At 63.7% G+C, this 20,699-nt stretch carries 20 protein-coding genes and 1 riboswitch; of the genes, 14 read left to right on the top strand and 6 right to left on the bottom strand.

Annotated features, from left to right (window positions below; translation table 11 throughout):
• Nucleotide 1: 1 nt before the first annotated feature.
• The 4 genes from BVH03_RS12690 to BVH03_RS12680 all read right to left on the bottom strand — a co-directional run bounded on the left by BVH03_RS12690 (nt 2) and on the right by BVH03_RS12680 (nt 3,167).
• Nucleotides 2-1,189 carry an acyl-CoA dehydrogenase family protein gene (locus BVH03_RS12690; protein WP_075961509.1) on the bottom strand — a complete coding sequence of 396 codons (1,188 nt, stop codon included), beginning with the start codon at nt 1,187-1,189 and terminating at the stop codon, nt 2-4.
• 59 nt (nt 1,190-1,248) lie between these two features.
• A complete protein-coding gene (msuE, locus tag BVH03_RS12685) occupies nt 1,249-1,812 on the bottom strand; it encodes an FMN reductase (protein ID WP_075961508.1) in 564 nt (187 codons plus the stop codon).
• Nucleotides 1,809-2,063 carry a hypothetical protein gene (locus tag BVH03_RS25940; RefSeq protein ID WP_143485955.1) on the bottom strand — a complete coding sequence of 85 codons (255 nt, stop codon included), beginning with the start codon at nt 2,061-2,063 and terminating at the stop codon, nt 1,809-1,811. The genes msuE and BVH03_RS25940 overlap by 4 nt, the downstream gene beginning before the upstream one ends.
• 198 nt (nt 2,064-2,261) lie before the next feature.
• Nucleotides 2,262-3,167, bottom strand: coding sequence for an AraC family transcriptional regulator (locus BVH03_RS12680; protein ID WP_075961507.1), 906 nt, complete (start codon nt 3,165-3,167; stop codon nt 2,262-2,264).
• Nucleotides 3,168-3,270: 103 nt separating this feature from the next.
• Between BVH03_RS12680 and BVH03_RS12675 the strand changes: the two genes are divergently transcribed.
• The 8 genes from BVH03_RS12675 to nhaA all read left to right on the top strand — a co-directional run bounded on the left by BVH03_RS12675 (nt 3,271) and on the right by nhaA (nt 11,112).
• A complete protein-coding gene (locus BVH03_RS12675; RefSeq protein ID WP_075961506.1) occupies nt 3,271-3,831 on the top strand; it encodes a carboxymuconolactone decarboxylase family protein in 561 nt (186 codons plus the stop codon).
• A gap of 29 nt (nt 3,832-3,860) precedes the next feature.
• A complete protein-coding gene (locus BVH03_RS12670; RefSeq protein ID WP_075961505.1) occupies nt 3,861-4,925 on the top strand; it encodes an acyl-CoA dehydrogenase family protein in 1,065 nt (354 codons plus the stop codon).
• Nucleotides 4,922-5,740, top strand: a complete 819-nt coding sequence (locus BVH03_RS12665; RefSeq protein ID WP_075961504.1) for an ABC transporter ATP-binding protein — start codon at nt 4,922-4,924, stop codon at nt 5,738-5,740. Before BVH03_RS12670 ends, BVH03_RS12665 begins: the two co-directional genes overlap by 4 nt.
• A complete protein-coding gene (locus BVH03_RS12660) occupies nt 5,706-6,905 on the top strand; it encodes an ABC transporter substrate-binding protein (protein WP_075961503.1) in 1,200 nt (399 codons plus the stop codon). The genes BVH03_RS12665 and BVH03_RS12660 overlap by 35 nt, the downstream gene beginning before the upstream one ends.
• A complete protein-coding gene (locus tag BVH03_RS12655; RefSeq protein ID WP_075961502.1) occupies nt 6,902-7,666 on the top strand; it encodes an ABC transporter permease in 765 nt (254 codons plus the stop codon). The genes BVH03_RS12660 and BVH03_RS12655 overlap by 4 nt, the downstream gene beginning before the upstream one ends.
• Before the next feature lie 296 nt (nt 7,667-7,962).
• Nucleotides 7,963-8,211, top strand: a complete 249-nt coding sequence (locus BVH03_RS12650; protein ID WP_075961501.1) for a hypothetical protein — start codon at nt 7,963-7,965, stop codon at nt 8,209-8,211.
• 251 nt (nt 8,212-8,462) lie between these two features.
• Nucleotides 8,463-9,548: a polyamine ABC transporter substrate-binding protein gene (locus tag BVH03_RS12645; protein ID WP_075961500.1), complete on the top strand. Its 1,086-nt coding sequence runs from the start codon at nt 8,463-8,465 to the stop codon at nt 9,546-9,548.
• 190 nt (nt 9,549-9,738) lie between these two features.
• On the top strand, nt 9,739-11,112 hold the full coding sequence (gene nhaA, locus BVH03_RS12640) for a Na+/H+ antiporter NhaA (protein ID WP_075961499.1): 1,374 nt from the start codon (nt 9,739-9,741) through the stop codon (nt 11,110-11,112).
• Here the strand turns inward: nhaA and BVH03_RS12635 are convergent.
• Nucleotides 11,102-12,034, bottom strand: a complete 933-nt coding sequence (locus BVH03_RS12635) for an AraC family transcriptional regulator (RefSeq protein WP_075961498.1) — start codon at nt 12,032-12,034, stop codon at nt 11,102-11,104. The genes nhaA and BVH03_RS12635 overlap by 11 nt on opposite strands.
• A 560-nt stretch (nt 12,035-12,594) precedes the next feature.
• Here BVH03_RS12635 and BVH03_RS12630 point away from each other — a divergent pair.
• The 5 genes from BVH03_RS12630 (at nt 12,595) to mntP (ending at nt 17,568) form a co-directional block, all read left to right on the top strand.
• Nucleotides 12,595-13,941, top strand: coding sequence for an MFS transporter (locus tag BVH03_RS12630; RefSeq protein WP_075961497.1), 1,347 nt, complete (start codon nt 12,595-12,597; stop codon nt 13,939-13,941).
• Nucleotides 13,942-14,042: 101 nt separating this feature from the next.
• The gene (locus BVH03_RS12625) at nt 14,043-14,738 is read left to right on the top strand and encodes a fumarylacetoacetate hydrolase family protein (RefSeq protein ID WP_075961496.1); all 696 of its coding nucleotides are present in this window, start codon (nt 14,043-14,045) and stop codon (nt 14,736-14,738) included.
• A gap of 135 nt (nt 14,739-14,873) precedes the next feature.
• Nucleotides 14,874-15,638, top strand: coding sequence for an SDR family oxidoreductase (locus BVH03_RS12620; RefSeq protein ID WP_075961495.1), 765 nt, complete (start codon nt 14,874-14,876; stop codon nt 15,636-15,638).
• Nucleotides 15,639-15,686: 48 nt separating this feature from the next.
• Nucleotides 15,687-16,643: a 2-hydroxyacid dehydrogenase gene (locus BVH03_RS12615; RefSeq protein ID WP_075961494.1), complete on the top strand. Its 957-nt coding sequence runs from the start codon at nt 15,687-15,689 to the stop codon at nt 16,641-16,643.
• A 187-nt stretch (nt 16,644-16,830) separates the two neighbouring features.
• A riboswitch (yybP-ykoY riboswitch) is annotated at nt 16,831-16,997 on the top strand.
• Between the two features lie 4 nt (nt 16,998-17,001).
• Nucleotides 17,002-17,568, top strand: coding sequence for a manganese efflux pump MntP (gene mntP / locus BVH03_RS12610; RefSeq protein WP_075961493.1), 567 nt, complete (start codon nt 17,002-17,004; stop codon nt 17,566-17,568).
• A gap of 57 nt (nt 17,569-17,625) precedes the next feature.
• Here the strand turns inward: mntP and BVH03_RS25935 are convergent, their stop codons facing one another.
• The gene (locus BVH03_RS25935) at nt 17,626-18,000 is read right to left on the bottom strand and encodes a hypothetical protein (protein WP_143485954.1); all 375 of its coding nucleotides are present in this window, start codon (nt 17,998-18,000) and stop codon (nt 17,626-17,628) included.
• Between BVH03_RS25935 and BVH03_RS12600 the strand changes: the two genes are divergently transcribed.
• Nucleotides 17,985-20,420 carry a membrane-bound PQQ-dependent dehydrogenase, glucose/quinate/shikimate family gene (locus BVH03_RS12600; RefSeq protein WP_075961491.1) on the top strand — a complete coding sequence of 812 codons (2,436 nt, stop codon included), beginning with the start codon at nt 17,985-17,987 and terminating at the stop codon, nt 20,418-20,420. The two genes, BVH03_RS25935 and BVH03_RS12600, sit on opposite strands and share 16 nt — an antisense overlap.
• Nucleotides 20,421-20,699 lie beyond the last annotated feature (279 nt).

The raw sequence follows: 20,699 nt of genomic DNA, 5'->3' as shown, positions 1-20,699 counted from the left end.
CCTACGAATAGAAAGACGGGGTGGGACGCGTCTGGTTCAGTGCCCACTCACCCAGCTCGTGGAGCTTGTAGTCCACTGGGTCGTGCAGGCTCTGGGTACGCAGGTTGCGCCAATAGCGGTCAAGGCGTAGCGAAGCGTGGGTGGCGCGGGCGCCGGTCACCTCGAACAGACGGTTGCAGATATCCAGGCCGGTGCGGGCAGCCGCCACCTTGGCCGTGGCGATGGACAGTGCCAGTTGCGCGCGCTCCTCGGCACCGAGGGCGTGTTCCTTGTGCCAGGCTTCGTCGAGCTGCGCGGCGGCGCGCTGCACCAGCAGGCGCACGCCTTCCAGGCCAACCCAGAATTCGCCGTAGTGGCGCAGCACGTAAGGGTCTTCGCTGACGTGCTGGACCTTGGAGCGGAACCAGGGCCGGCCTTCCTTGAGGGTGTACTGACGGGCTTCCTCCAGAGCGCCTTCGGCGATGCCGAGGAAGATATGGGCGAAGTGCAACTGGGCGATCAGTGGGCGCAGGCAGGCAAAGGGCGTGCTCAGCGGGCCGGGGTCGAGCAGCAGTTCGTTCTCTTCCACGCGCACGCGCTCGAAGGTGGCGCTGCCACTGTCGGTCTGGCGCTGGCCCATGTTGTTCCAGTCACCATGTAGCGTGATGCCGGTGCGGCCACTGGGAATGGCAGCGATCAGCAGTTTGCCGCCGGCGCTTTCGTCGACCGCCGAGGCAATCAGCATTTCCGAGTCGCTGGCGCCGGAACAGAAGCTCTTCTTGCCGGAAAACTCACGCCAGCGATCGAAGGTTTTGACCACGGTGCGGGTATCCAGCGGATTGAGCGCATTGCCCCAGAACCAGTTCTTGCGCGCAGTCTGCTCGAACCAGGGCTGCCACTGATCGGGGCGGGAGAACAGGCGCACGGTGGCCAGCATCAGGTGCTGGAAACCGAACACGTGGGCGATGGAGCTGTCGACCTTGGCGAACTCGCGCACCACTTCCAGGGTTTCGCTCCAGCTGGCGCCGAGGCCGCCGAACTGGGTCGGGATGCTCAGCGCCAACAGGCCGCTCTGACGAATCGCATCGCGTTGCTGCTTGGGTGTGCCGCCGGCCTCGTCGCGTTCGACGGCGGTCTCGGCGAAATCCGCAGCCAGCCGGCGAGCGGCCTGCAAGGGGCTGAGCACGCTGGGTTGTTGGTTGGTTCTCACGCGATGTCCCTCGCTTGCTGGCCTTGCTGGCAAATAGTGTGCTGGCGCATGCGGGCTCCTCAGGCGATCTTGCGCAGGGCATGCGCTTGGCCGCGGAACAGGCCAGCGGCACGCTCTGCCGCCAGTTCGATACGCGCTTGCAGGGGCTGACTGACGATGCGGTAGTCGGCGAATTCGGACTCGCTGGCGTAAACGCCGATGGGCAGGGTCAGCGACTGGAAGAAACTGAACAGCGGGCGTAGCTGGTGGTCGAGCACCAGCGCATGCCGCTCGCTGCCACCACTGGCGGCGAGCAGCACCGGTGTGTCGATCAGTGCGTCCTGGCCGATAAGGTCGAACAGGTGCTTGAACAGCCCAGGGTAGGTGCCGCGATAGACCGGCGCGGCGACTACCAGTAAATCGGCTGACTCGATCTGGCGCAGCTCGTGTTCGACGGTTGTCGACAGCTCCGTGCGCCACAGCGCACCACCGAGCGGGCGAGCGATGTTGCCTAGTTCGATCAGGTGGGTGTCGATAGCCAGATGCTTGCCGATTTCGCTGACGATGGCTTCGGTCAGTGCCAGTGTGCGCGAGGGACGGGAGGTGCCACCGGAAACGGCGACTATTTTAAAGGGAGTGCTCATCCGAGATGTTCCTGTAGTGCTGTTGCTCGAGGTGAGGCACTTGGAGCAATCGCCATACCAGCAGCGGTTCCCCCGGAAAAACTGGCTTGGCTGGCAACAGGCAGCTTGGAGTCTGTTGATCTGGCACACGGATTGTTGAATCGCTGTTGTTGCGGCAGCAGTTGGTCTGCTGTTGCCGTGGCAGCAGCTTGCAGGACGTGATCGGAGGCAGGTAATGGCTCAGGCATGAGCTTTGCCAGGTGTTCGAGCATGGGCGGTGGAGCCTTTTTGCAGCCGTGATACCTCGTCTTATAAAGGTTGGAGGGATATCTCTAAAAATAATATAAATAAATATTTATATTATTTTTAGAGATAAGAGATGTTGCTGCGCGAGCCGCGCTCTAGCTGCCAGCAGCAGCGCCTTTGCTTCTGCGCCAACAGTTGCGGCGGTGAATTACGATTGCTGGCGCTTACCCAAACTGCTTTCGATACGCTCCGGGCAGCGCCCCGATCACCTTGCCGAATGCCCGTGTAAAGGCGGCCACCGACTGGTAGCCGCAGGCATCGGCTGTCTCGGCGACCGGTTGTCCTTGTTGCAGCAGGCGACACGCCTGGCGCATGCGCAGGGTCAGCAGCACGTGGCCAGGCGAGGTGCCGGTCAGTTCCTGGAAGCGTTTGCAGAAAGCCGAGCGCGACAGGCCGGTCAGCTCGGCCATCTGCTCCAGTGGCCAGGCTTGCTGGAGCTCTGCGATCAAGCGTTCGAGCAGGGCGGCGAATTGGGGGTGACGGGCCAGGCCCAGCAGGCCGCCGAGGTTTGCCACGGCCTGGCCCTGTTCGCGCAGCACGTAGAGAAACAGCAGGTGGCTGAGGCGCTCGAGCAGGGCGCCGGCCGGGCCTTCGCTACGTGAGCATTCCTCCATGATCAGTTCGAACAGCCGCCGTGCGGCACTGGAGCCTGGATCACCAGCGCGCAGGATCAGGTGATCGGGCAGGGCATCGATGATCAGGCTGCTCAATCCTGGACGGAAATGAAAGAAGCCACAGACCAGGCTCACCCCATCCTGGGCGCCGGTGTCCAGTGGCTGCATGGCGATGCGCGGGTTGCACTGCGCCTGTGCGGGCGAGGCCGCGTCGGACAACCGATAAGGCAGATCGCGCAGCAGGAACACGGCGTCGCCGCTGTGCAGGGGGATGCCTTGGTCGCGTTCGGCCAGGTGCAGCCAGCACTTGCCCTGTACCAGCAGGTGGAAACTGGCCCGTGCCAAGCCGTGGGTACTGGCCTGCCAGCTGCCACAGTAACGGCCGACATGGAACAGGCTGGCGTCCAGTTCCAGGCTGTTTAATAACCATTCAAAAGGGGCACTGGAAGAATTCATCTAATGGAAAGACTCAAGAGCAAGTGAATGCGACTTTAGAATATGGCTCATGATTTTTATAACCAAGACAATAGTGTCGTACCTCTTGGTCAGGAGATGAACCATGTCTCGCGTCACCCTACAGACACTCGAATCGGCCCCGCAAGAAGCTCGTCCTTTCCTGCAGAACGCCCTTAACAACTCGGGTTTCATCCCCAATCTGCTGGCTGTCTTGGCCAATGCGCCGGCTGCCCTGGAAACCTATGTCACCGTCTCCGCGCTCAACGGCAAGGCCAGCCTTGGCCTGGCCGAGCGCGAGGTAATCCAGTTGATCGCCGCCACCACCCATGGCTGCAGCTTCTGTGTAGCTGGCCATACGGCGGTCGCCCAGAACAAAGCCAAGTTGCCGGCCCAGGTGATCGAGGCGTTGCGTGCCCGTGGCGAGTTACCCAATGCCCGTTACGAGGCCCTGGCCGCCTTTACCCGAGCGGTGATCGCCACGCGTGGCAACGTCAGCGATACCGACTATCAGGCGTTCAAGGATGGCGGTTTCGAGGAGGGCCAGGCGCTGGAGGTGATTCTCGGCGTGAGCCTGGCGACCTTGTGCAACTTCGCCAACAGCTTTGCCCATACGCCGCTCAACCCTGAACTTGCGCGCTATCGCTGGGAACAGGCAGAGGCCTGATACCCGGCTTGCTGAAGGAGACCGACCAGATGCTCGATCACTCGTTGCGCCAATGGCTGGATGCTCAGGCCGATGCACTCGACCGTGGCCTGCTCGACGGCGAAACCCTACTCGGCCAGCTAGCCGCCGCTGATCTGTTGCGCCATGGCGTTGCGCCCGAGCAGGGCGGCGTGAGTGGAGACGTGACCGATGGTGTCGAGGCCATCGCCCAGGTCGCCAGCCATTCACTCACCGCCGCGTTCGTGTTCTGGGGCCAGCGCGCCTTTATCGAGTACTTGCTGCAGAGTGACAACGCCGGTCTGCGCGAACGATTGCTGGCTGATCTGCTCAGCGGGCGCAAAGCCGGGGCCACCGGCTTGTCCAACGCCATGAAATTTCTTTCTGGTATCGAGCAGCTGAGCGTGGTGGCCCAGGCGCAGGGCGATGGCTGGCGCCTGGACGGCCAGTTGCCTTGGGTGACCAACCTGCGCAAGAGCGGCTTCAGTGTGGCCGCCGCCATCGACCTGCCGGGCGCACAGCCTTTCGTGGCGGCGCTGCCGGATGACTTGCCGGGGCTGGTGCGCAGCGACGACCTGCAGCTGCTTGGCCTGCAGTCGAGCAACACCGCGGCGATTCGTATCGACGGCGCAGCTCTCGGCCGAGACTGGTTGATCGCCGCCGATGCGCGCCGTTACCTGCCGCGCGTGCGCCCAGCCTTTCTTGGCTTGCAATGTGGCCTGTCAATTGGCCTGGCGCGCCGATCCCTGGCGGAATCCAAGGCGAAGTTAGGCGGAGGTCGTTCGGTACTCGAAGGCGAATGGCGGGTGCTCAGCGACGAACTCAAAGGATTCGAGCGTGCGCTACGCGACGGACTGAAACACGGCTATTTCACCGCTGGACCGGTACAGCTGTTCAAAATCCGCATTGGGCTGGCCCACGTGGCGGCCGAGGCGGTGCAGTTGGAGTTGCAGGCCAGCGGCGGCAAGGCCTACCTGCAAGCTTATGGCAGCGGTTTTGCCCGGCGCCTGCGCGAGTCTGCCTTCGTGCCCGTGGTTACGCCGAGCTTGGTGCAACTGCGTAGCGAGTTGCGCAAGCACGGTGAGCTGGCCGCATGACCGTCCTGCATGCGCGTGACATCAGCCTGGGCTACGCCCAACGCCGCGTGCTGGAAGGCTTCCAGCTGGAGCTGCGTGCCGGCGAGCTGGTCAGCATTCTCGGCCCCAGCGGGGTGGGCAAGTCCAGCCTGCTGCGCGTGCTGGCCGGCCTGCAGGCGGCGCAGCAGGGCAGGGTGGAGTTGTTCGGCGAGGCGCTGAATGGGCCGCACCCACGGGTGGCGGTGGCTTTTCAGGATCCGTCGCTGCTGCCCTGGCTGAGCCTGGAACAGAACGTCGGCTTCGGCCTGGACTTCGTCCGTCAGCCGAGGCGCTCGAGGGCGCAGCGTCAGGCGCTGATCGACCAGGCGATTGCCGCCGTGGGTCTGGCCCACGCCCGCGAGCGCTACCCCGGTGAACTCTCCGGCGGCATGGCCCAGCGTACCGCGCTGGCCCGCTGCCTGGCCCGCGAGCCGCACGTATTGCTACTCGACGAACCCTTTGGCGCACTGGACGAAGTGACCCGTGCCGACATGCAACAGTTGCTGCTGAACCTGATCCGCGAGCGGCATACCGCCGCCGTGCTGATCACCCATGACATCGATGAAGCGTTGCTGCTGTCCGACCGTATCCTGCTACTGGGTGGCACCCCGGCGCACACGCTCGATCAGTGGCGCATCGACCTGCCGCAGCCACGCGCTGACCTGGTCGATGAGCTTGGCGCCCTGCGCGTCGACATCCTCAAAACCCTACGGCGGGCGAGCCGCAACAACGGACATCTAATCGAACCGCTGGAGCCCTGCCATGTGCCTGGACGATCCTACCCATACCCGTCGTGATTTCATCAAGTTGACTGGCCTGCTCACCGCAGCCGGCGCCTTCCCGCTGTTGACCAGCCTGCAGGCGCGAGCTGCCAGCGAGCCCGATGCGCCGGTGCGCATCGGCTATCTGCCGATTACCGATGCCACACCGCTGTTGGTGGCACACAACAACGGCCTGTTCGAGGCCGAGGGCATCCAGTCCGAGCGCCCGGTGTTGCTACGCAGCTGGGCGCAGGTGATCGAGGCGTTCATCTCCGGCCAGGTCAACGTCATCCATCTGCTGTCGCCGATGACCGTGTGGGCGCGCTACGGCAGCCAGGTGCCGGCCAAGGTGGTGGCATGGAACCACGTCGGCGGCTCGGGGCTGACCGTGGCGCCGGGCATCGAGGATGTGAAGCAGCTCGGCGGGCAGTCCATCGCCATTCCGTTCTGGTACTCGATCCACAACGTGGTGGTGCAACAACTGCTGCGCGACAGTGGCCTGACCCCGGTGAGCAGGGCAGCAAACGCCAATATCGCCGCCAACGAGGTCAACCTGGTGGTGCTGGCACCCTCGGACATGCCGCCGGCCCTGGCCAGCAAGCGCATCGCCGGCTACATCGTGGCCGAGCCGTTCAATGCCCTGGCCGAGAACCTCAAGGTCGGGCGCATCCAGCGCTTCACCGGCGATGTGTGGCGCAACCACGCCTGCTGCGTGGTGTTCATGCACGAGCACGATCTGAACAACCGCCCCGAGTGGTCGCAGAAGGTGGTCAACGCCATCGTCAAGGCGCAACTGTGGACGCGCGACAACCGCGCGGAGGCCGCGCAGCTGCTATCCAAGGACGGTGCCAATCGCTACACCCCGCATACACCGGAGGTGCTCGGCCAGGTGTTGGCGCCGGCGGCCAGCGAACGTGACGCTTATCTGGCCAGCGGCGCGATCCAGCATGGCGACTGGGCCGACAAGCGTATCGACTTCCAGCCGTATCCCTTCCCCAGCTACACGGAAGAGCTGGTCAAGCGCCTCAAAAGCACCCTGATCGAAGGCAATAGCCGTTTCCTCGCCGATCTCGACCCGGCTGCCACGGCGCGCGATCTGGTGGACGATCGCTTCGTGCGCACGGCCATCGAAGCGGTCGGTGGGCTCAAGGCCTTCGGTGCGCCGGAAAGCTTCGAGCGCGTCGAGGAGATCGCGGTGTGAGCACTTCGCTGAAGAGCTGGGGGCTCGGCCTGGCCGGGCTGTTCGGTCTGTTCGTCCTCTGGTGGTTACTGCTGGCGCTGTTCAGCAGCGGCCAGGGCCTGGTCGCGCTGTTCACACCTCAGGCCACGCTGGCCAGCCTGGTCGAGCTGCTGCAACGGCCGGAGCTGTTCGAGCATGTGCTGGTGAGCCTCAAACGCATCTTCATAGGCCTTGGTCTGGCGCTGCTGATTGGTGTGCCGCTGGGCCTGCTGGTGGGCAGCTGGCGTAATCTGGAGTGGGCGACTACTCCGGTGTTCCAATTTCTGCGGATGATCTCGCCGTTGTCGTGGATGCCGATTGCCGTCATGGTGATGGGTGTCGGCGACCAGCCGATCTACTTCCTGCTGGCCTTCGCCGCGGTGTGGCCGATCCTGCTCAACACTGCCGCCGGCGTGAAGCAACTCGACGGCCGCTGGCTGCAGTTGGCGCGTAGCCTCAGTGCGACACGTTGGGAAACCCTGCGCCGGGTAATCGTGCCCGGCGTGCTTGGTCACGTACTGACTGGCGTGCGCCTGGCAATCGGAATTCTGTGGATCGTGCTGGTGCCCTGCGAGATGCTCGGGGTAAGCGCCGGCCTTGGTTACTACATTCTCGATACGCGCGACCGCCTGGCCTATTCCGAGTTGATGGCAATGGTTTTACTGATTGGCGTATTGGGATTTTGCTTCGATGCTGCGGCGCGCTCGCTGTATGCGCGGTGGAGCCACGTTGCCAGTGGCTGAATCAGTGTGTGAGGCTAACGTCAGCCTGGCTCCATAATACCTGGGTTCCGGCCGGCGGTTCGCGAGCGCAGTTTCTTCACACAGATCAGGCGGGCCGATGAGTGACGGCCAGCAATTGGCGCAAATCGTCTCGAATCTTCCGGTAGCTCCGTCGGCGGCATCTTTGTTCGGCCACGGGTGTACCATCTAACCCAACTGGCGACCACCGTGCCGCCGAGCCTCAGCTAGCGACGTACCGTTGCCCTCGGCAGCGGAACATGGCGCAGGATCGGGCGGGGTGCATGGCGGCAGCGACGATGATCATTCAGAACTACTGGAATGTCGGTATGACCGTGTGGATCTATGCACTCGTGTTGGCAGCAGTCGCGCTCCGCGTGCTCTTTGTGTTCTTCAAGGCCAAGCGCCGCAAGCGAATCAGAAAAAACCAGGCTTCCGACTCCGGCGGCTCGACCAGCACCCTGGTCGATGACAACCACAACTCTGACGATCACGGCGTGGGTGGCGGGGACGGCGGTGGCGATGGGGGAGGCGGGGGCGGCGACTGAGCGCTTGCGATTCGCCGCCAGGCGGGCAGTGTTACGGATGACCCATCGAGCAGTAGCGCTGGGTGGTTCGTTCACGATTAGGCTCCGCGGGTTCGCTCGGCACGCGTTGTATTTTTCGTTTCTTTAGCTATACCTTGGGTCTCCTGGCACAGCTTCTGCTTGTTCAGGTGGGCCGCGGTCTGTCGCCGTGCAGAGCGCGCAAATGCCTGCGCGTGTGTGCGTCAGCGTCTCCCATTGAACAAGGATCGACCATGAACAAGCTGTTGTTCGCCAGCCTCAGCCTCGTCGCCTGCTCCTTCGCCCAAGCCAACGACAAACAGGTGCACTTCTACAACTGGTCCGACTACATGGGGCCAGATACCCTGAAGAACTTCGAAAAGGAAACGGGGATCGCCGTGGCCTACGACGTCTTCGAGACCAACGAAATGCTCGAAGCCAAGCTGCTGTCCGGGCACTCGGGTTATGACCTGGTGGTGCCGTCCAGCCAGTTCCTGTCCAAGCAGATTCGCGCCCAGGTCTATCAGCCCCTCGAGCGCAGCAAGCTGCCCAACTGGTCGCACCTCGATCCCCGTCTGATGCAGCGCCTGGAGGCAGCCGACCCCGGCAACAAGTACGCGGTGCCGTACATGTGGGGCACCGTGGGCGTCGGCTACAACGCCGAGAAGGTCAAGGCGGTGTTGGGCGATGGCGCGCCGGTGGATTCCTGGGAGCTGGTGTTCAACCCAGCCAACCTGGCCAAGCTCAAGAGCTGCGGCGTGGCCTTTCTCGATGCGCCGGTGAAGATCATTCCCCAGGCGCTGCATTACCTGGGCCTGGACCCCAACAGCCACGAGCCGGATGACTACGCCAAGGCCTCGGCACTGCTGCAGAAGCTGGCGCCATTGGTGACCTATTTTCACTCGTCGCGCTATATCGCCGACCTGGCCAACGGCGATGTCTGCGTGGCGGTCGGCTATTCCGGTGACGTGATGCAGGCCCAGAGTCGAGCCAAGGATGCCGGCAAATCGCTGGACATTCGCTACGTGATCCCCAAGGAGGGCGCCAACCTGTGGTTCGACATGTTCGCCATTCCTCGCGATGCGCGTAATGCCGATGGCGCTCATGCGCTGATCAACTACCTGCTGCGCCCGGAGGTCATCGCCCCAGTGAGCGATTACGTGGGCTACGCCAACCCCAACAAGGACGCCACCGCGTTGTTGGAGCCGAGCGTGCGCGACAATCCGGGCATCTACCCGGCAGACGAGGTGATCGCCAAGCTCTACGTATCCGCGGATCTTCCCGCGCCGATCCAGCGGATCATCACCCGTGAGTGGACGCGGATCAAAACCGGGCGGTGATCCGAGCTCATGGTGTCTGGCACTTATCGCCAGGCGCCGCCATACCGCCTGATCATCCGCCGTTTCGTGGCCAGCAGGGCTGGTGCCTGGGCCGACCATCTGTGTAGGATGGCGGCCGGGTGTTAGCCGCATTCTGCGGTGAGACAGGTCTGTTGCGTTGGTCGGGCCGCCGCGCGGAGCCCGCTCGCCCATGAAAACGCGTCCGTCCCTTCAGGATCTTCCCCGTGCCCAGCATCTTGCCGAGCGCACGTTCGACTTCATCCGCAGCCTTTTTCATCGCGAAGCCTTCAGTGGCGTGGTGCTGCTCCTGGCCACCGCCGCGGCGCTGATCTGGGCCAATTCGCCCTACGCCGACAGCTACCACGCGCTCTGGCATGCGCCGGTGTCGTTCGGTTTCGGCAGTTTCGGCTTTTCCCAGTCCCTGCATTTCTGGATCAACGATGGTCTGATGACCCTGTTCTTCCTGGTGGTCGGCATGGAAATTCGCCGGGAGATGCACGACGGCGCCCTGGCCGACCTGCGCCAGGCGTCGTTGCCGATCGCGGCCGCTTGCGGTGGCGTGATCATGCCGGCGCTGATCTACGCCAGCCTCAATCTGCAGGGGGCCGGTTTGCACGGTTGGGCGATCCCCGCGGCGACCGACATCGCCTTCGCCGTCGGCCTGCTGGCGCTGCTGGGCAAGGGCATTCCTTCCGGTGTGCGCATCTTTCTGCTGACCCTGGCGGTGATCGACGATGTGATCGCGGTGATCCTCATCGCGCTGTTCTATTCGAACGGGCTTAACTACAGCGGCTTTGCCCTGGCCGGCGTCGGTGCGCTGGTGGTGCTCGGCCTGCAGCGTATCGGCATTGGATCGGCTTTGGCCTATGTACTGCCGGGCGCGCTGATGTGGGGCGGTTTGTTGATGACCGGCGCGCACCCGACCCTGGCCGGGGTGATCCTCGGCCTGATGACGCCGGTGATGTGCCTGCCGACCCGTGAGGTGCCGCGTGACGCCGTGGGCCGTATCGCCCGTGAACTGGAGGACGACAGCGGCACTGCGGTGGCGTCCAACGAGGCCGCGCAGTCGTTGCGCGAGTTGCGCCTGGCCCAGCGCGAGCTGCTGCCGCCGGTGGTGCGCGTACAGCTGGCGCTGCACCCCTGGGTGACCTTTGGCCTGATGCCCCTGTTCGCCCTGGCCAACGCCGGGGTGAGCCTGGGTGGTACCGATCTGTCGTCGGCCACCTCGCACTGGGTGATGATCGGCGTGGCCGTCGCGCTGCTGGTCGGCAAGCCGGTCGGCGTGATCAGCGTCAGTTGGCTGATGGTCAGGCTCGGCCTATGCCGCCTGCCGGCCGACGTGTCCTGGCGCGGCGTCGCCCTGATCGGCCTGCTGGCCGGCATCGGCTTCACCATGTCGATCTTCATCGCCAATCTGGCCTTCACCGATGCCAACCTGCTGGCTGCCGCCAAGCTCGGTGTACTGCTGGGCTCGCTGGCTTCGGCGTTGGTGGGGCTGACCTGGGGCGTGCTTTACGTACGTCGCCTGCGTGCGGCTCAAGTTGCCAGCGCAGCTAATCGGTAAAGGGAATTTGCGGTGTGTCCGGGTTCAACTGCTGGCGGCGAAACTGGCCAGGCGGCAGGCCGTGGATCTGCCGGAAACGCCGGGAGAAATAGGCCTCGTCGGCGAAGCCGCATAGCCGCGCCACTTCGCCCACCGGCTTGCTGCCATTGAGCAGGTGATTGCGGGCGGCGTGCATGCGCCGCTCCAGCACCATGTCACTGAAGGTCTTGCCGACTTCCTTGCGCAGCCAGTGGGTCAGGTAGCTCGGCGACAGGTAAGTGGCCGCCGCCACCTTCTTCAGGTTCAGATCCGGGTCGGCGATATTGCGCCGCAGGTATTCGGACATCCGCCCCAGCGCATCGCGCCGGCTCGCCTGGGCCGCATTGCTTTCCGCCAGTTGCTTGAGCGGCTCGGCGTAGAGCATGCACACCAGGCCGATCAGCTGCAGCATCAGGCCCTTGAGGATTTCCCGCACGCCGAACTGACGGCTGACGTCCAGTTCGCGCATCTGCTCGATCAACGCGCACACCTGGGCGAAATGGCCATCGTCCAGGGTGAAGTCCAGGTACTGCTGGAAACGGAAGGGCGACAGCTCCGGGGCCAGGAGAATGGACACGTCTTCGAGATCCATCGGGTCGCACTGCAAGTGCGGCAGCAGAAAGGTCTGCGAAAAATTGATGACGATGAAATTGCTTTCCGGCGGGTGGGGAATCACGTGCACCCGGTGAGGCAGGATGAAGGCCAGGGTATTGCGTGGGAAGGGCCGCTCGACGTTGCCGATATGTTGCACGGTGTCGCCGCCCAGGTTGATCTGCACCTGAAAGTATTCGTGGCGGTGGGGCGCGGTTTCGGCGCGACGACCTCGCTTGTCGCGGATATAGAAGTCCGTCAGCTCGCTACGCTGTTGCATGAAATAGGTAGGAACCTGACTCAGTGACGACATGTACCCGCTCTCTATCAAGAATGTTTCGCAACATATTGGATGCTCGCGAAGCGCTCTGGCAAGCGGGTTGTACGATGATCTGCCTTCGCAACGACGATAATTCTCCGCGCTGCTCGTGAGGGGCTGTCCAAAATATGGGAGGGGCGTATTTTAGCCACAGAAGCCTCTAGCACGGTGTTTTCAATCGGTTTTGACAGGTTGTCTGGGGAGCCCGGTGCAGCAGGATTTTTTGGACTGGTTCAATCGACCTGAAAGGCACCAGAAAAAACGATCTAACGGAAATATTGATTTACAAAGGTTGTACGATCACCTTGTGGGCCATGCACAGCGACATCTCATCCAAAAACAATCACAGGTGCAGCTCGATGGTTTCTCGCCCCGTTTCACCGCCCTCCGCCCATTCGCCCCCACATCCAACGTCGTGCCCCGGTCGCGCGAGCTGATGCTGCGCGCCGCCATTTTCTAGCCCCAACGCCCATGAACACGCTCACCCCGGTTACCGCGGGTGCAGGACGCGTTCGCCCGAAAAAACTCGATATTCCAATTACAAGAGGTCACCCATGTCGAGCATTCCCACTTCCCAGGCCGCTGCTGCCGAGCACTCCGGTGCCACCGAGGCCGCCGTACCACGCAGCCTGCCGACCCGTCGGCGCTGGTTCATGCTGTCGCTGCTGCTGATCGCGACCATCATCAACTACGTCGACCGGGTGAACATTTCCATCGCCGCGCCGTTCATGGCCGAGGACCTCGGCCTGGACAAGATCCAGATGGGCCTGATCTTCTCGGCGTTCGCCTGGACCTACGCCCTGGCCCTGGTGCCGGCGGGGTTCGTGGCCGACCGCTTCGGCTCGCGGCTCACCTACGGCGTATCGCTGATCAGTTGGTCGGCGGTCACCGTGTGCCAGGGCCTGGTCAGCAGCTTCGGTGCGCTGTTCGGCCTGCGCCTGGCGGTCGGCGCCATGGAAGCGCCGGCCTTTCCCGCCAACAGCCGGGCAGTGACGGTGTGGTTCCCGGCCCGTGAACGCGGCATGGCCAGCAGCATCTACGTGTGCGGTCAGTACCTGGGTACGGCACTGTTCACCGGCGCGCTGCTGTGGCTGGCGACGACCTACGACTGGCGGCACATCTTCTACACCACCGGCGCGGCGGGGATCGTGTTCGGGGTGATCTGGCTTTACCTGTACCGCGATCCGATGAATTGCAAGAAGGTCAGCAAGGAAGAATTGCAGTACATCGAGGAGGGCGGGGCGCTGGCCAAGAGCAGCCAGCAGCGCACCAGGTTCAACTGGCGCCAGGTCGCCGAGTTGTTCCGCTACCGCCAGGTGTGGGCGATCTGCATCGGCAAGTTCGCCAGCACCTCGGCGCTGTATTTCTTCCTGACCTGGTTCCCGACCTATCTGATCGAAGAGCGCAACCTGACCATCATCAAGGTCGGCATCTTCGCGGTGATGCCGTTCATCGGTGCCACGGTGGGCATCCTGCTGGCGGGGATCGTCTCTGACCTGCTGATCCGCCGCGGCTACTCGCTGTCGTTCGCACGCAAGCTGCCGTTGGTGGTGGGCTCGATGCTCGGCATGTCGATCGTGCTGGTCAACTTCACCGACTCCAACGTGCTGTGCATCGCCATCCTCACCCTGGCGTTCTTTGCCCAGGGTATCGCCTCGTCGTCCTGGGCGGCGGTTTCGGAAGTCGCGCCCAAGGAGCTGATCGGCCTGACCGGCGGCGTTACCAGTCTGGCGGCCAACATCGGCGGTATCGTCACGCCCATCGTGATTGGCGCCATCGTGCAGGCCACGGGCTCGTTCGCCATGGCCTTCTGGTTCATCGGTGGCGTGGCGCTGATGGGCACGCTGTCGTACTCGCTGCTGCTGGGCCGGCTGTATCGCATCCAGTTGCAGGCACGCTGAGCGGCAATTGGCTGGTTTTCTCCAAGAGCAAGCGGTTTTCGTCCAACTTCTCGCGCTCAGCCGGCTTTAGGCTGAGCGCTCCAGACAGGAGTTCACCAACCATGACTTCCCCTTCCTATGTGTTTACCCCTGAGCCCCAGGTGAGCCTGCCGGTAGCCGGCAGCTCCGCGCGCTTTCCGGTGGGCCGCGTGTTCTGCGTGGGGCGCAACTACCCGTGGCCAGGCGCCAGTGACGTAAAACCCGAGGCGCCGGTGTTCTTCATGAAACCGGCCAGCGCTGTGGTCGAGGCGGTGGGCGAGGTGATCTACCCGCCGATGACCGACGAGTTCTGCCATGAGATCGAATTCGTGGTGGCGATCGGCAAGGCTGGCACCGCCATCGACCAGGCCGATGCCCTACAGCACGTGTGGGGCTACGCAGCCGGCCTCGACCTGACCCGCCGCGATATCCAGATGCGCGTAAAGAGCGCCGGCATGGCCTGGGAAATGGCTAAAGTGTTCGAAGGCGCCGCGCCGATCACGGCGGTTGTGCCAGTCGCAGCGGTCGGGCATCCGGAGCAGGGCGCGGTGTGGTTGAGCGTGAATGGTCAGGAACGCCAGCGCAGCGCACTCGACGAGCAGATATTCTCGGTCGGCGAGGTGGTCAGCCTGCTGTCGCACCTGGTGCCGCTGCGTCCGGGCGACCTGATCATGACCGGCACCCCCCACGGCGTCGCCGCCTTGAACCCCGGCGATGTGATCAACGCCGGCATCGACGGCGTGGCCGAGCTGGAAATGCAGGTTGGCAGCCGCCGTTAGAGTTCGCTCAACCGTCACCTGTGGGCGCGCGCCATGCTCGCGAAATCACCGGCATGGCCCGTTCTCACAAGGGTTCTGATCATTTCGTATCGGCAGAACTACAAGCCGTGAACCGTTCACTGAGGAGATCCACCCATGCCCCAACAAGCCTTGAACAAGGTTGCCCTGATCACCGGATCCGGTAGCGGCATCGGCAAGGCCGTGGCCGAAGCGCTGATGGCCGACGGTTTTTCCCTGGTGCTCGCCGGGCGTCGCCCCGAGCCGCTGCTGGCGATGGTCGAGGCGGCCCGCAGCCGCGGCCAGAGCGCCATCGCGGTGCCGACCGATGTCCGTGATCCTGCTAGCGTCGACGCCCTGTTCGCCAGCGTCGAGGAGGCCTATGGCCGGCTCGACGTGATCTTCAACAACGCTGGCGTCAACACGCCACCCGTGACGCTGGACGAACTGGATGTCGAGCAGTGGCGCAACGTCATCGATACCAACCTCAACGGCGTTTTCCTCTGCGCGCGCGGCGCGTTCCGGCTGATGCGCAAGCAGTCGCCCCAGGGCGGGCGAATCATCAACAACGGCTCGATCTCGGCGCACACGCCGCGGCCCTGCAGTAGCGCCTATACCACCAGCAAGCATGCGGTCCTGGGGCTCACCAAGTCCCTGGCACTCGACGGCCGCGAGTTCGGCATCGCCTGCAGCCAGATCGATATCGGCAATGCCCTGACCGAGCTGTCGGTGCGCATGACCAAAGGTGTGCGCCAGGCCAATGGCGAGATCGCCGTCGAGCCGATGGTCGACGTCAGCCACGTTGCCGACGCAGTGCGCTACATGGCCGCACTGCCGCTGTCGGCCAACGTGCTGAACATGACCGTGATGGCCACCAACATGCCCTTCGTCGGGCGTGGCTGATCGGCACGTCGTCAATACGACCTGCCCAAGACAACAATCGAGGTACCCATGAAACCAGAAGTCCTGCAGCTCAGCCCCATCCTGATTCCAGAGATCCGCGACCAGCTCGACGAGCTGTTCACCATTCGCCGTTACTACGAGCAGGCCGACAAGGCCGCTTACCTGGCGCAGCACGGCGCCAACATCCGCGGGGTGATCACCGGCGGGCACACCGGCATCAGCCAGGCGGTGATGGCGCAGTTGCCGAATCTCGAAGTGGTGGCGGTCAACGGTGTGGGTACCGATGCGATCGATCTGGCCTATGCCCGTGACCGCGGCATTCAGGTCACCGCCACCATCGGCGCGCTGACCGAAGACGTCGCCGACCTGGCCATCGGCCTGCTGATCGACCTGTGCCGCGGCATCAGCACCGGGGATCGCTACGTGCGCAGCGGCCAATGGGCGAAAAGCGCCACGCCGCTGGTGCCGTTACCGCTGGCCCGGCAGTTCTCCGGCATGCGCATCGGCATCGTCGGCATGGGTCGGGTAGGGCGCGCGGTGGCCGCCCGTGCCGCGGCCTTCGGTTGCCCGATCAGCTACACCGATCTACAGCCGATGAACGATGTGCCGCACACCTTCGTGGCCGATCTGCCGAGCCTGGCCAATGGCAGCGATGCGCTGATCCTGGCGGCGGCCGCGGACAAGGGTGAGGCCATCGTCAACGCCGAGGTGCTGCATGCCCTGGGGCGCGACAGTTACCTGATCAACATCGCTCGCGGCAAGCTGGTCGACGAGCCTGCCCTGGTCGCCGCGCTGCAGAGCGGGCAGATCGCCGGTGCCGGACTCGATGTGTTCGCCGATGAGCCCCAGGTGCCAGGCGAACTGTTCGAACTCGAGCAGGTGGTGCTGCAGCCGCACCGCGCCAGCGCCACGGTGCAGACCCGTACGCGCATGGGGCAGATGGTCGTCGCCAGCCTGGTGGACGTGTTCGCCGGGCGCAAGCCGAACGGCAGCGTCACCGGCTGAGTCTTGCGGATGGCGGCTCGCCGAGCCGCCCTTTTGGGGCCGTGCGGCCCCTGTTTTATCCTACGCCAGCGAGCTGGCCAGTCGACAGCGCGCACGCCTGACCCGACCAGGCCTTGTCCGCCCTGGCAAGCGATTTCCCGGCAGAAAAAATGGTTTTTTCGCGCGGCGCTTTTGAGTAAAGTGCGGGCCTCTTTGGGGAGTAGCCTGCTTCCGGGTTCGCTCGGCAGCGTTCGTATCAACATTCTCGGCAGCAGCCGTGGTACGAACACCTTTCGGTTGGTGAGACCAATGACAGATACGTGCCTAAGGTCGGGCGCGTGTATCCGTCATTGACTCATAGCCCGACCGAGACGTAACCGTGAGCCTCCTTTCTCTTGTTTTCCTGGCCTTCGCCATGTCCACCGATGCCTTTGCTGCCGCTGTCGGCAAAGGTGCCTCGCTGCATAAACCCAGGTTTCTCGATGCACTGCGCACCGGCCTGATCTTTGGCGTGATCGAAGCCATCACCCCGGTGGTCGGCTGGTTCATTGGCCAGGCGGCGGCGGGGTACGTGGAGGAGTGGGATCACTGGATCGCCTTCACGCTGCTGTTGCTGCTCGGCGGCCATATGATCTACGCCGGCCTGCAGCCCGAAAACGACGATACCGAAGAAGACAAACCCAAGTCCCATTCCTTCTGGCTGCTGGCCGCCACGGCGTTCGCCACCAGTATCGACGCGCTGGCCGTCGGTGTCGGCCTGGCATTCGTCGACGTGAATATCTGGTTCGCCGCACTGGCCATCGGTCTGGCGACCATGACCATGGTGACCGTTGGCGTGATGCTCGGCCGCCTGATCGGCACTGCCATTGGCCGCAAAGCGGAAATTCTCGGCGGCCTGGTATTGATCGGCGTGGGCGCGGCAATTCTCTACGAGCACACCCTGTAAGAGCCTGTTCATAATCTTTGGGCCCAGGTTTGGCGGCTAGGTGGCGGAAGCGGCCGATCATTCCCGAAGGATGGACTGGTGATTAAAGGATGGACTGGTGATTACCTGTGGGAGCGCGCCATGCCCGCGATTTTTCGCGCGTATGGCGCGCTCCCACAGTGGATCGGCGCACGGCTGCTTCTGCCTTGTAGTTGCCTCTTCATGCAGATACAAGACTTTGAACAGGCTCTGAGGAAGGCGGCTGAGTTCAAGCCGCCATTCCAGCGTCGAAAAATCAACCCCGACCAACATCGGCAAACCTGATACATATAGATGAATAACTTCATGTTTCCGAATGTTTCGGCGACCGCTGCGCTTGTATAATTTCTGGTTAACCGCCCGTTGGGCTCTTTTGTAACGATTTCGTGGGTTTTTCGATGGCAAATGATTCATCACCACCTTCGGCTGTCGCACGCCTTTGGCTCGCTGCGCTCGGCTTGGTCATCCTGGCGACTGGGCTGTTCTTCGGCATCCAGGGTTACCGCCTGGTCGCGCTAGGCGGCAGCGTGTATTTCCTGATTGCCGGCGTGATGATGCTGGCGGCGGCCGTGCAGATCATGCGCGCACGGATTTCCGGTGGTGTGCTGTTCGCACTGGTGTTCGTCGGCTCGCTGGCCTGGTCATTATGGGATGCCGGGCTGGATTTCTGGCCGCTGATCTCCCGCCTCATGGTGCCCACTGGTTTCATGATCTGTGTGGCGCTGTCCGTCCCGCTGTTGCAGCGCGGTAGCCGCCGTGCCGCGACGCCGGCACCGGCCTTCGTCGCCGCTGGCGTGTTGACGCTGGGCTTCGGTGCCGCGGTGTGGGGCATGTTCCAGCCCCATCCGGTGGTAGCCGCCAGTGGCCAGTTGCCGGTGGCAACACCGGCGAGCGAGGCGCAGCAGAACTGGGAGCACTACGGCAACACGCCTGGCGGCTCGCGGTTCGTCGCGCTTGACCAGATCACGCCCGAGAACGTCAAGGCGCTACAGGTCGCCTGGACCTACCGCACCGGTGACGTACCGCAGAGCCCGACCGGCAATGGCGCCGAAGACCAGCAGACGCCGCTGCAGGTCGGTGACCGGGTATTCCTGTGTACTCCGCACAACAACGTGATCGCCCTGGAAGCGGCCACCGGCAAGGAAATCTGGAACCGGCAGATCAACGCCCAGCAGAAGAAGTGGATGCGCTGCCGCGGCCTGGCGTATTTCGACGCCACCCGGCCCATCGCTCAGCCGACGCAGCCGAACTCCACGCCTATCAAGGTGCCCAGCGTGCCGGCGGGTGCTGTTTGCCAGCAGCGCATCCTGATGAACAGCATCGAGTCCGAACTGATCGCCCTGGATGCCACTACCGGTGAATTCTGCGCGGATTTCGGCGTGCAGGGCCGTGTCGACCTCAAGGCCGGTATCGGCAAGGGCGCCGACGCGGGGCAGTACTCGCTGACCTCGGCACCGACCCTGGCCGGCACTACAGTAGTAGTGGGTGGCCGGGTGGCCGATAACGTCAGCACCGACATGCCGGGCGGGGTGATGCGCGGCTTCGACGTGATCACCGGCGAACTGCGCTGGGCCTTCGACCCAGGCAACCCGGACGAGCGCGAAGCGCCTGCGGCGGGCGACACCTACACCCGTTCCACGCCCAACGTGTGGGCGCCGATGTCCTACGACCCGGACTCCAACACGGTGTTCATGCCGGTCGGCAGCGCTGCCATCGACCTGTGGGGCGTCAAGCACACCGCGCTGGATCGCAAGTACGGCGCCTCGATGCTGGCACTGGACGCCACCACCGGCAACGAGAAATGGGTCTACCAAGTCGTGCACAACGACCTCTGGGACTTCGACGTGCCGATGCAGCCCAGCCTGATCGACTTTACCCAGGCCGATGGCAGTAAGGTACCAGCGCTGGTATTCGGTACCAAGGCCGGCCAGCTGTTCGTGCTCGATCGCCTGACCGGCAAGCCGCTGACCGAGGTGCAGGAGCGTCCGGTGCAGCCGGGGCAGATCAAGGGCGAGAGCTACTCGCCTACCCAGCCGGTTTCCGTCGGCATGCCGCAGATCGGGGCCGATACGCTGACCGAGTCGGACATGTGGGGCGCGACGCCATTCGACCAGCTGATGTGCCGCATCAAGTTCAAATCGATGCGTTATGACGGCCTGTTCACCGCGCCGGGCACCGACCCGTCGCTGAACCTGCCAGGCTCGCTGGGCGGCATGAATTGGGGTGGCCTGTCGGTCGACCCGACGCGCAACTACTTGTTCGTCAACGACATGCGCGTCGGCCTGCAAGTACAGCTGATTCCCCAGCCTGCCGAGGGCAGTGCGGCGAGGAACGACGGCGGCGAGGCAGCCAATATCGCCAACGCCGCGGTGCCGCTGGAAGGCACACCGTATGCGATCAACGCCAAGCTGCGCTTCACCTCGCCGCTGGATATCCCGTGCCAGAAGCCGCCGTTCGGCACCCTGACCGCCGTTGACCTGAACACTCGGCAGATCGCCTGGCAGGTACCGGTTGGCACCGTGCAGGACACCGGCCCGATGGGTATCAAGATGCATCTGCCGATTCCGGTCGGCATGCCGACCATCGGTGGCACGTTGTCCACCCAGAGCGGCCTGCTGTTCATAGCCGCCACCCAGGATTACTACCTGCGCGCTTACGACAGCAGCACCGGGCAGGAGGTCTGGAAGGGCCGCTTGCCGGTCGGCAGCCAGGGCACGCCGATCAGCTACAAGGATCCGGCCACCGGCAAGCAGTACATCGTGATCTCGGCCGGTGGCGCACGTAACTCGCCAGATCGTGGCGATTACGTCATCGCTTACGCACTGCCGGACTGAGCCGCCAAGCCCCTGCCGCAGCCGTGCTGCAGGGGCTTTTCTTTTCCAGGCGTCGCTCGACGGCCTGATTTGCAGATGCGCGCCGAGGTAGCGCGCGGCCCTGTATCCGCCTCTGAGAACCTGTTCATAATCTTTCACTACAGGCTCGTCGATTTTGGCAGCTAGGTGTGATCTCTCAGTAGGTTGTTCATCCGGGGCGTTCCCGGAATTCTGGAAGCGCGACCAACACAGCCTTCCAGGAGCCCCGGATGAACTTGCATAAACATGCCCGTCTTACCC

This window comes from Pseudomonas sp. PA15(2017) (genome assembly GCF_001945395.1).
GTDB lineage: Bacteria > Pseudomonadota > Gammaproteobacteria > Pseudomonadales > Pseudomonadaceae > Aquipseudomonas.
Note: the sequence above shows the minus strand (reverse complement) of the source record. Positions and strands in the feature narration are given on the sequence as shown.

Excerpts from the sequence above, each read along its gene's own strand:
- msuE (WP_075961508.1), bottom strand. The coding sequence starts at position 1,812 with ATGAGCACTCCCTTTAAAATAGTCGCCGTTTCCGGTGGCACCTCCCGT.
- BVH03_RS12680 (WP_075961507.1), bottom strand. The coding sequence starts at position 3,167 with ATGAATTCTTCCAGTGCCCCTTTTGAATGGTTATTAAACAGCCTGGAA.
- BVH03_RS12675 (WP_075961506.1), top strand. The coding sequence starts at position 3,271 with ATGTCTCGCGTCACCCTACAGACACTCGAATCGGCCCCGCAAGAAGCT.
- nhaA (WP_075961499.1), top strand. The coding sequence starts at position 9,739 with ATGAAAACGCGTCCGTCCCTTCAGGATCTTCCCCGTGCCCAGCATCTT.
- BVH03_RS12635 (WP_075961498.1), bottom strand. The coding sequence starts at position 12,034 with ATGTCGTCACTGAGTCAGGTTCCTACCTATTTCATGCAACAGCGTAGC.
- BVH03_RS12660 (WP_075961503.1), top strand. The coding sequence starts at position 5,706 with ATGTGCCTGGACGATCCTACCCATACCCGTCGTGATTTCATCAAGTTG.
- BVH03_RS12625 (WP_075961496.1), top strand. The coding sequence starts at position 14,043 with ATGACTTCCCCTTCCTATGTGTTTACCCCTGAGCCCCAGGTGAGCCTG.
- BVH03_RS12600 (WP_075961491.1), top strand. The coding sequence starts at position 17,985 with ATGGCAAATGATTCATCACCACCTTCGGCTGTCGCACGCCTTTGGCTC.
- BVH03_RS12665 (WP_075961504.1), top strand. The coding sequence starts at position 4,922 with ATGACCGTCCTGCATGCGCGTGACATCAGCCTGGGCTACGCCCAACGC.
- BVH03_RS12630 (WP_075961497.1), top strand. The coding sequence starts at position 12,595 with ATGTCGAGCATTCCCACTTCCCAGGCCGCTGCTGCCGAGCACTCCGGT.
- BVH03_RS12645 (WP_075961500.1), top strand. The coding sequence starts at position 8,463 with ATGAACAAGCTGTTGTTCGCCAGCCTCAGCCTCGTCGCCTGCTCCTTC.
- BVH03_RS25935 (WP_143485954.1), bottom strand. The coding sequence starts at position 18,000 with ATGAATCATTTGCCATCGAAAAACCCACGAAATCGTTACAAAAGAGCC.
- BVH03_RS25940 (WP_143485955.1), bottom strand. The coding sequence starts at position 2,063 with ATGCTCGAACACCTGGCAAAGCTCATGCCTGAGCCATTACCTGCCTCC.
- BVH03_RS12615 (WP_075961494.1), top strand. The coding sequence starts at position 15,687 with ATGAAACCAGAAGTCCTGCAGCTCAGCCCCATCCTGATTCCAGAGATC.
- BVH03_RS12670 (WP_075961505.1), top strand. The coding sequence starts at position 3,861 with ATGCTCGATCACTCGTTGCGCCAATGGCTGGATGCTCAGGCCGATGCA.
- BVH03_RS12620 (WP_075961495.1), top strand. The coding sequence starts at position 14,874 with ATGCCCCAACAAGCCTTGAACAAGGTTGCCCTGATCACCGGATCCGGT.
- BVH03_RS12650 (WP_075961501.1), top strand. The coding sequence starts at position 7,963 with ATGATCATTCAGAACTACTGGAATGTCGGTATGACCGTGTGGATCTAT.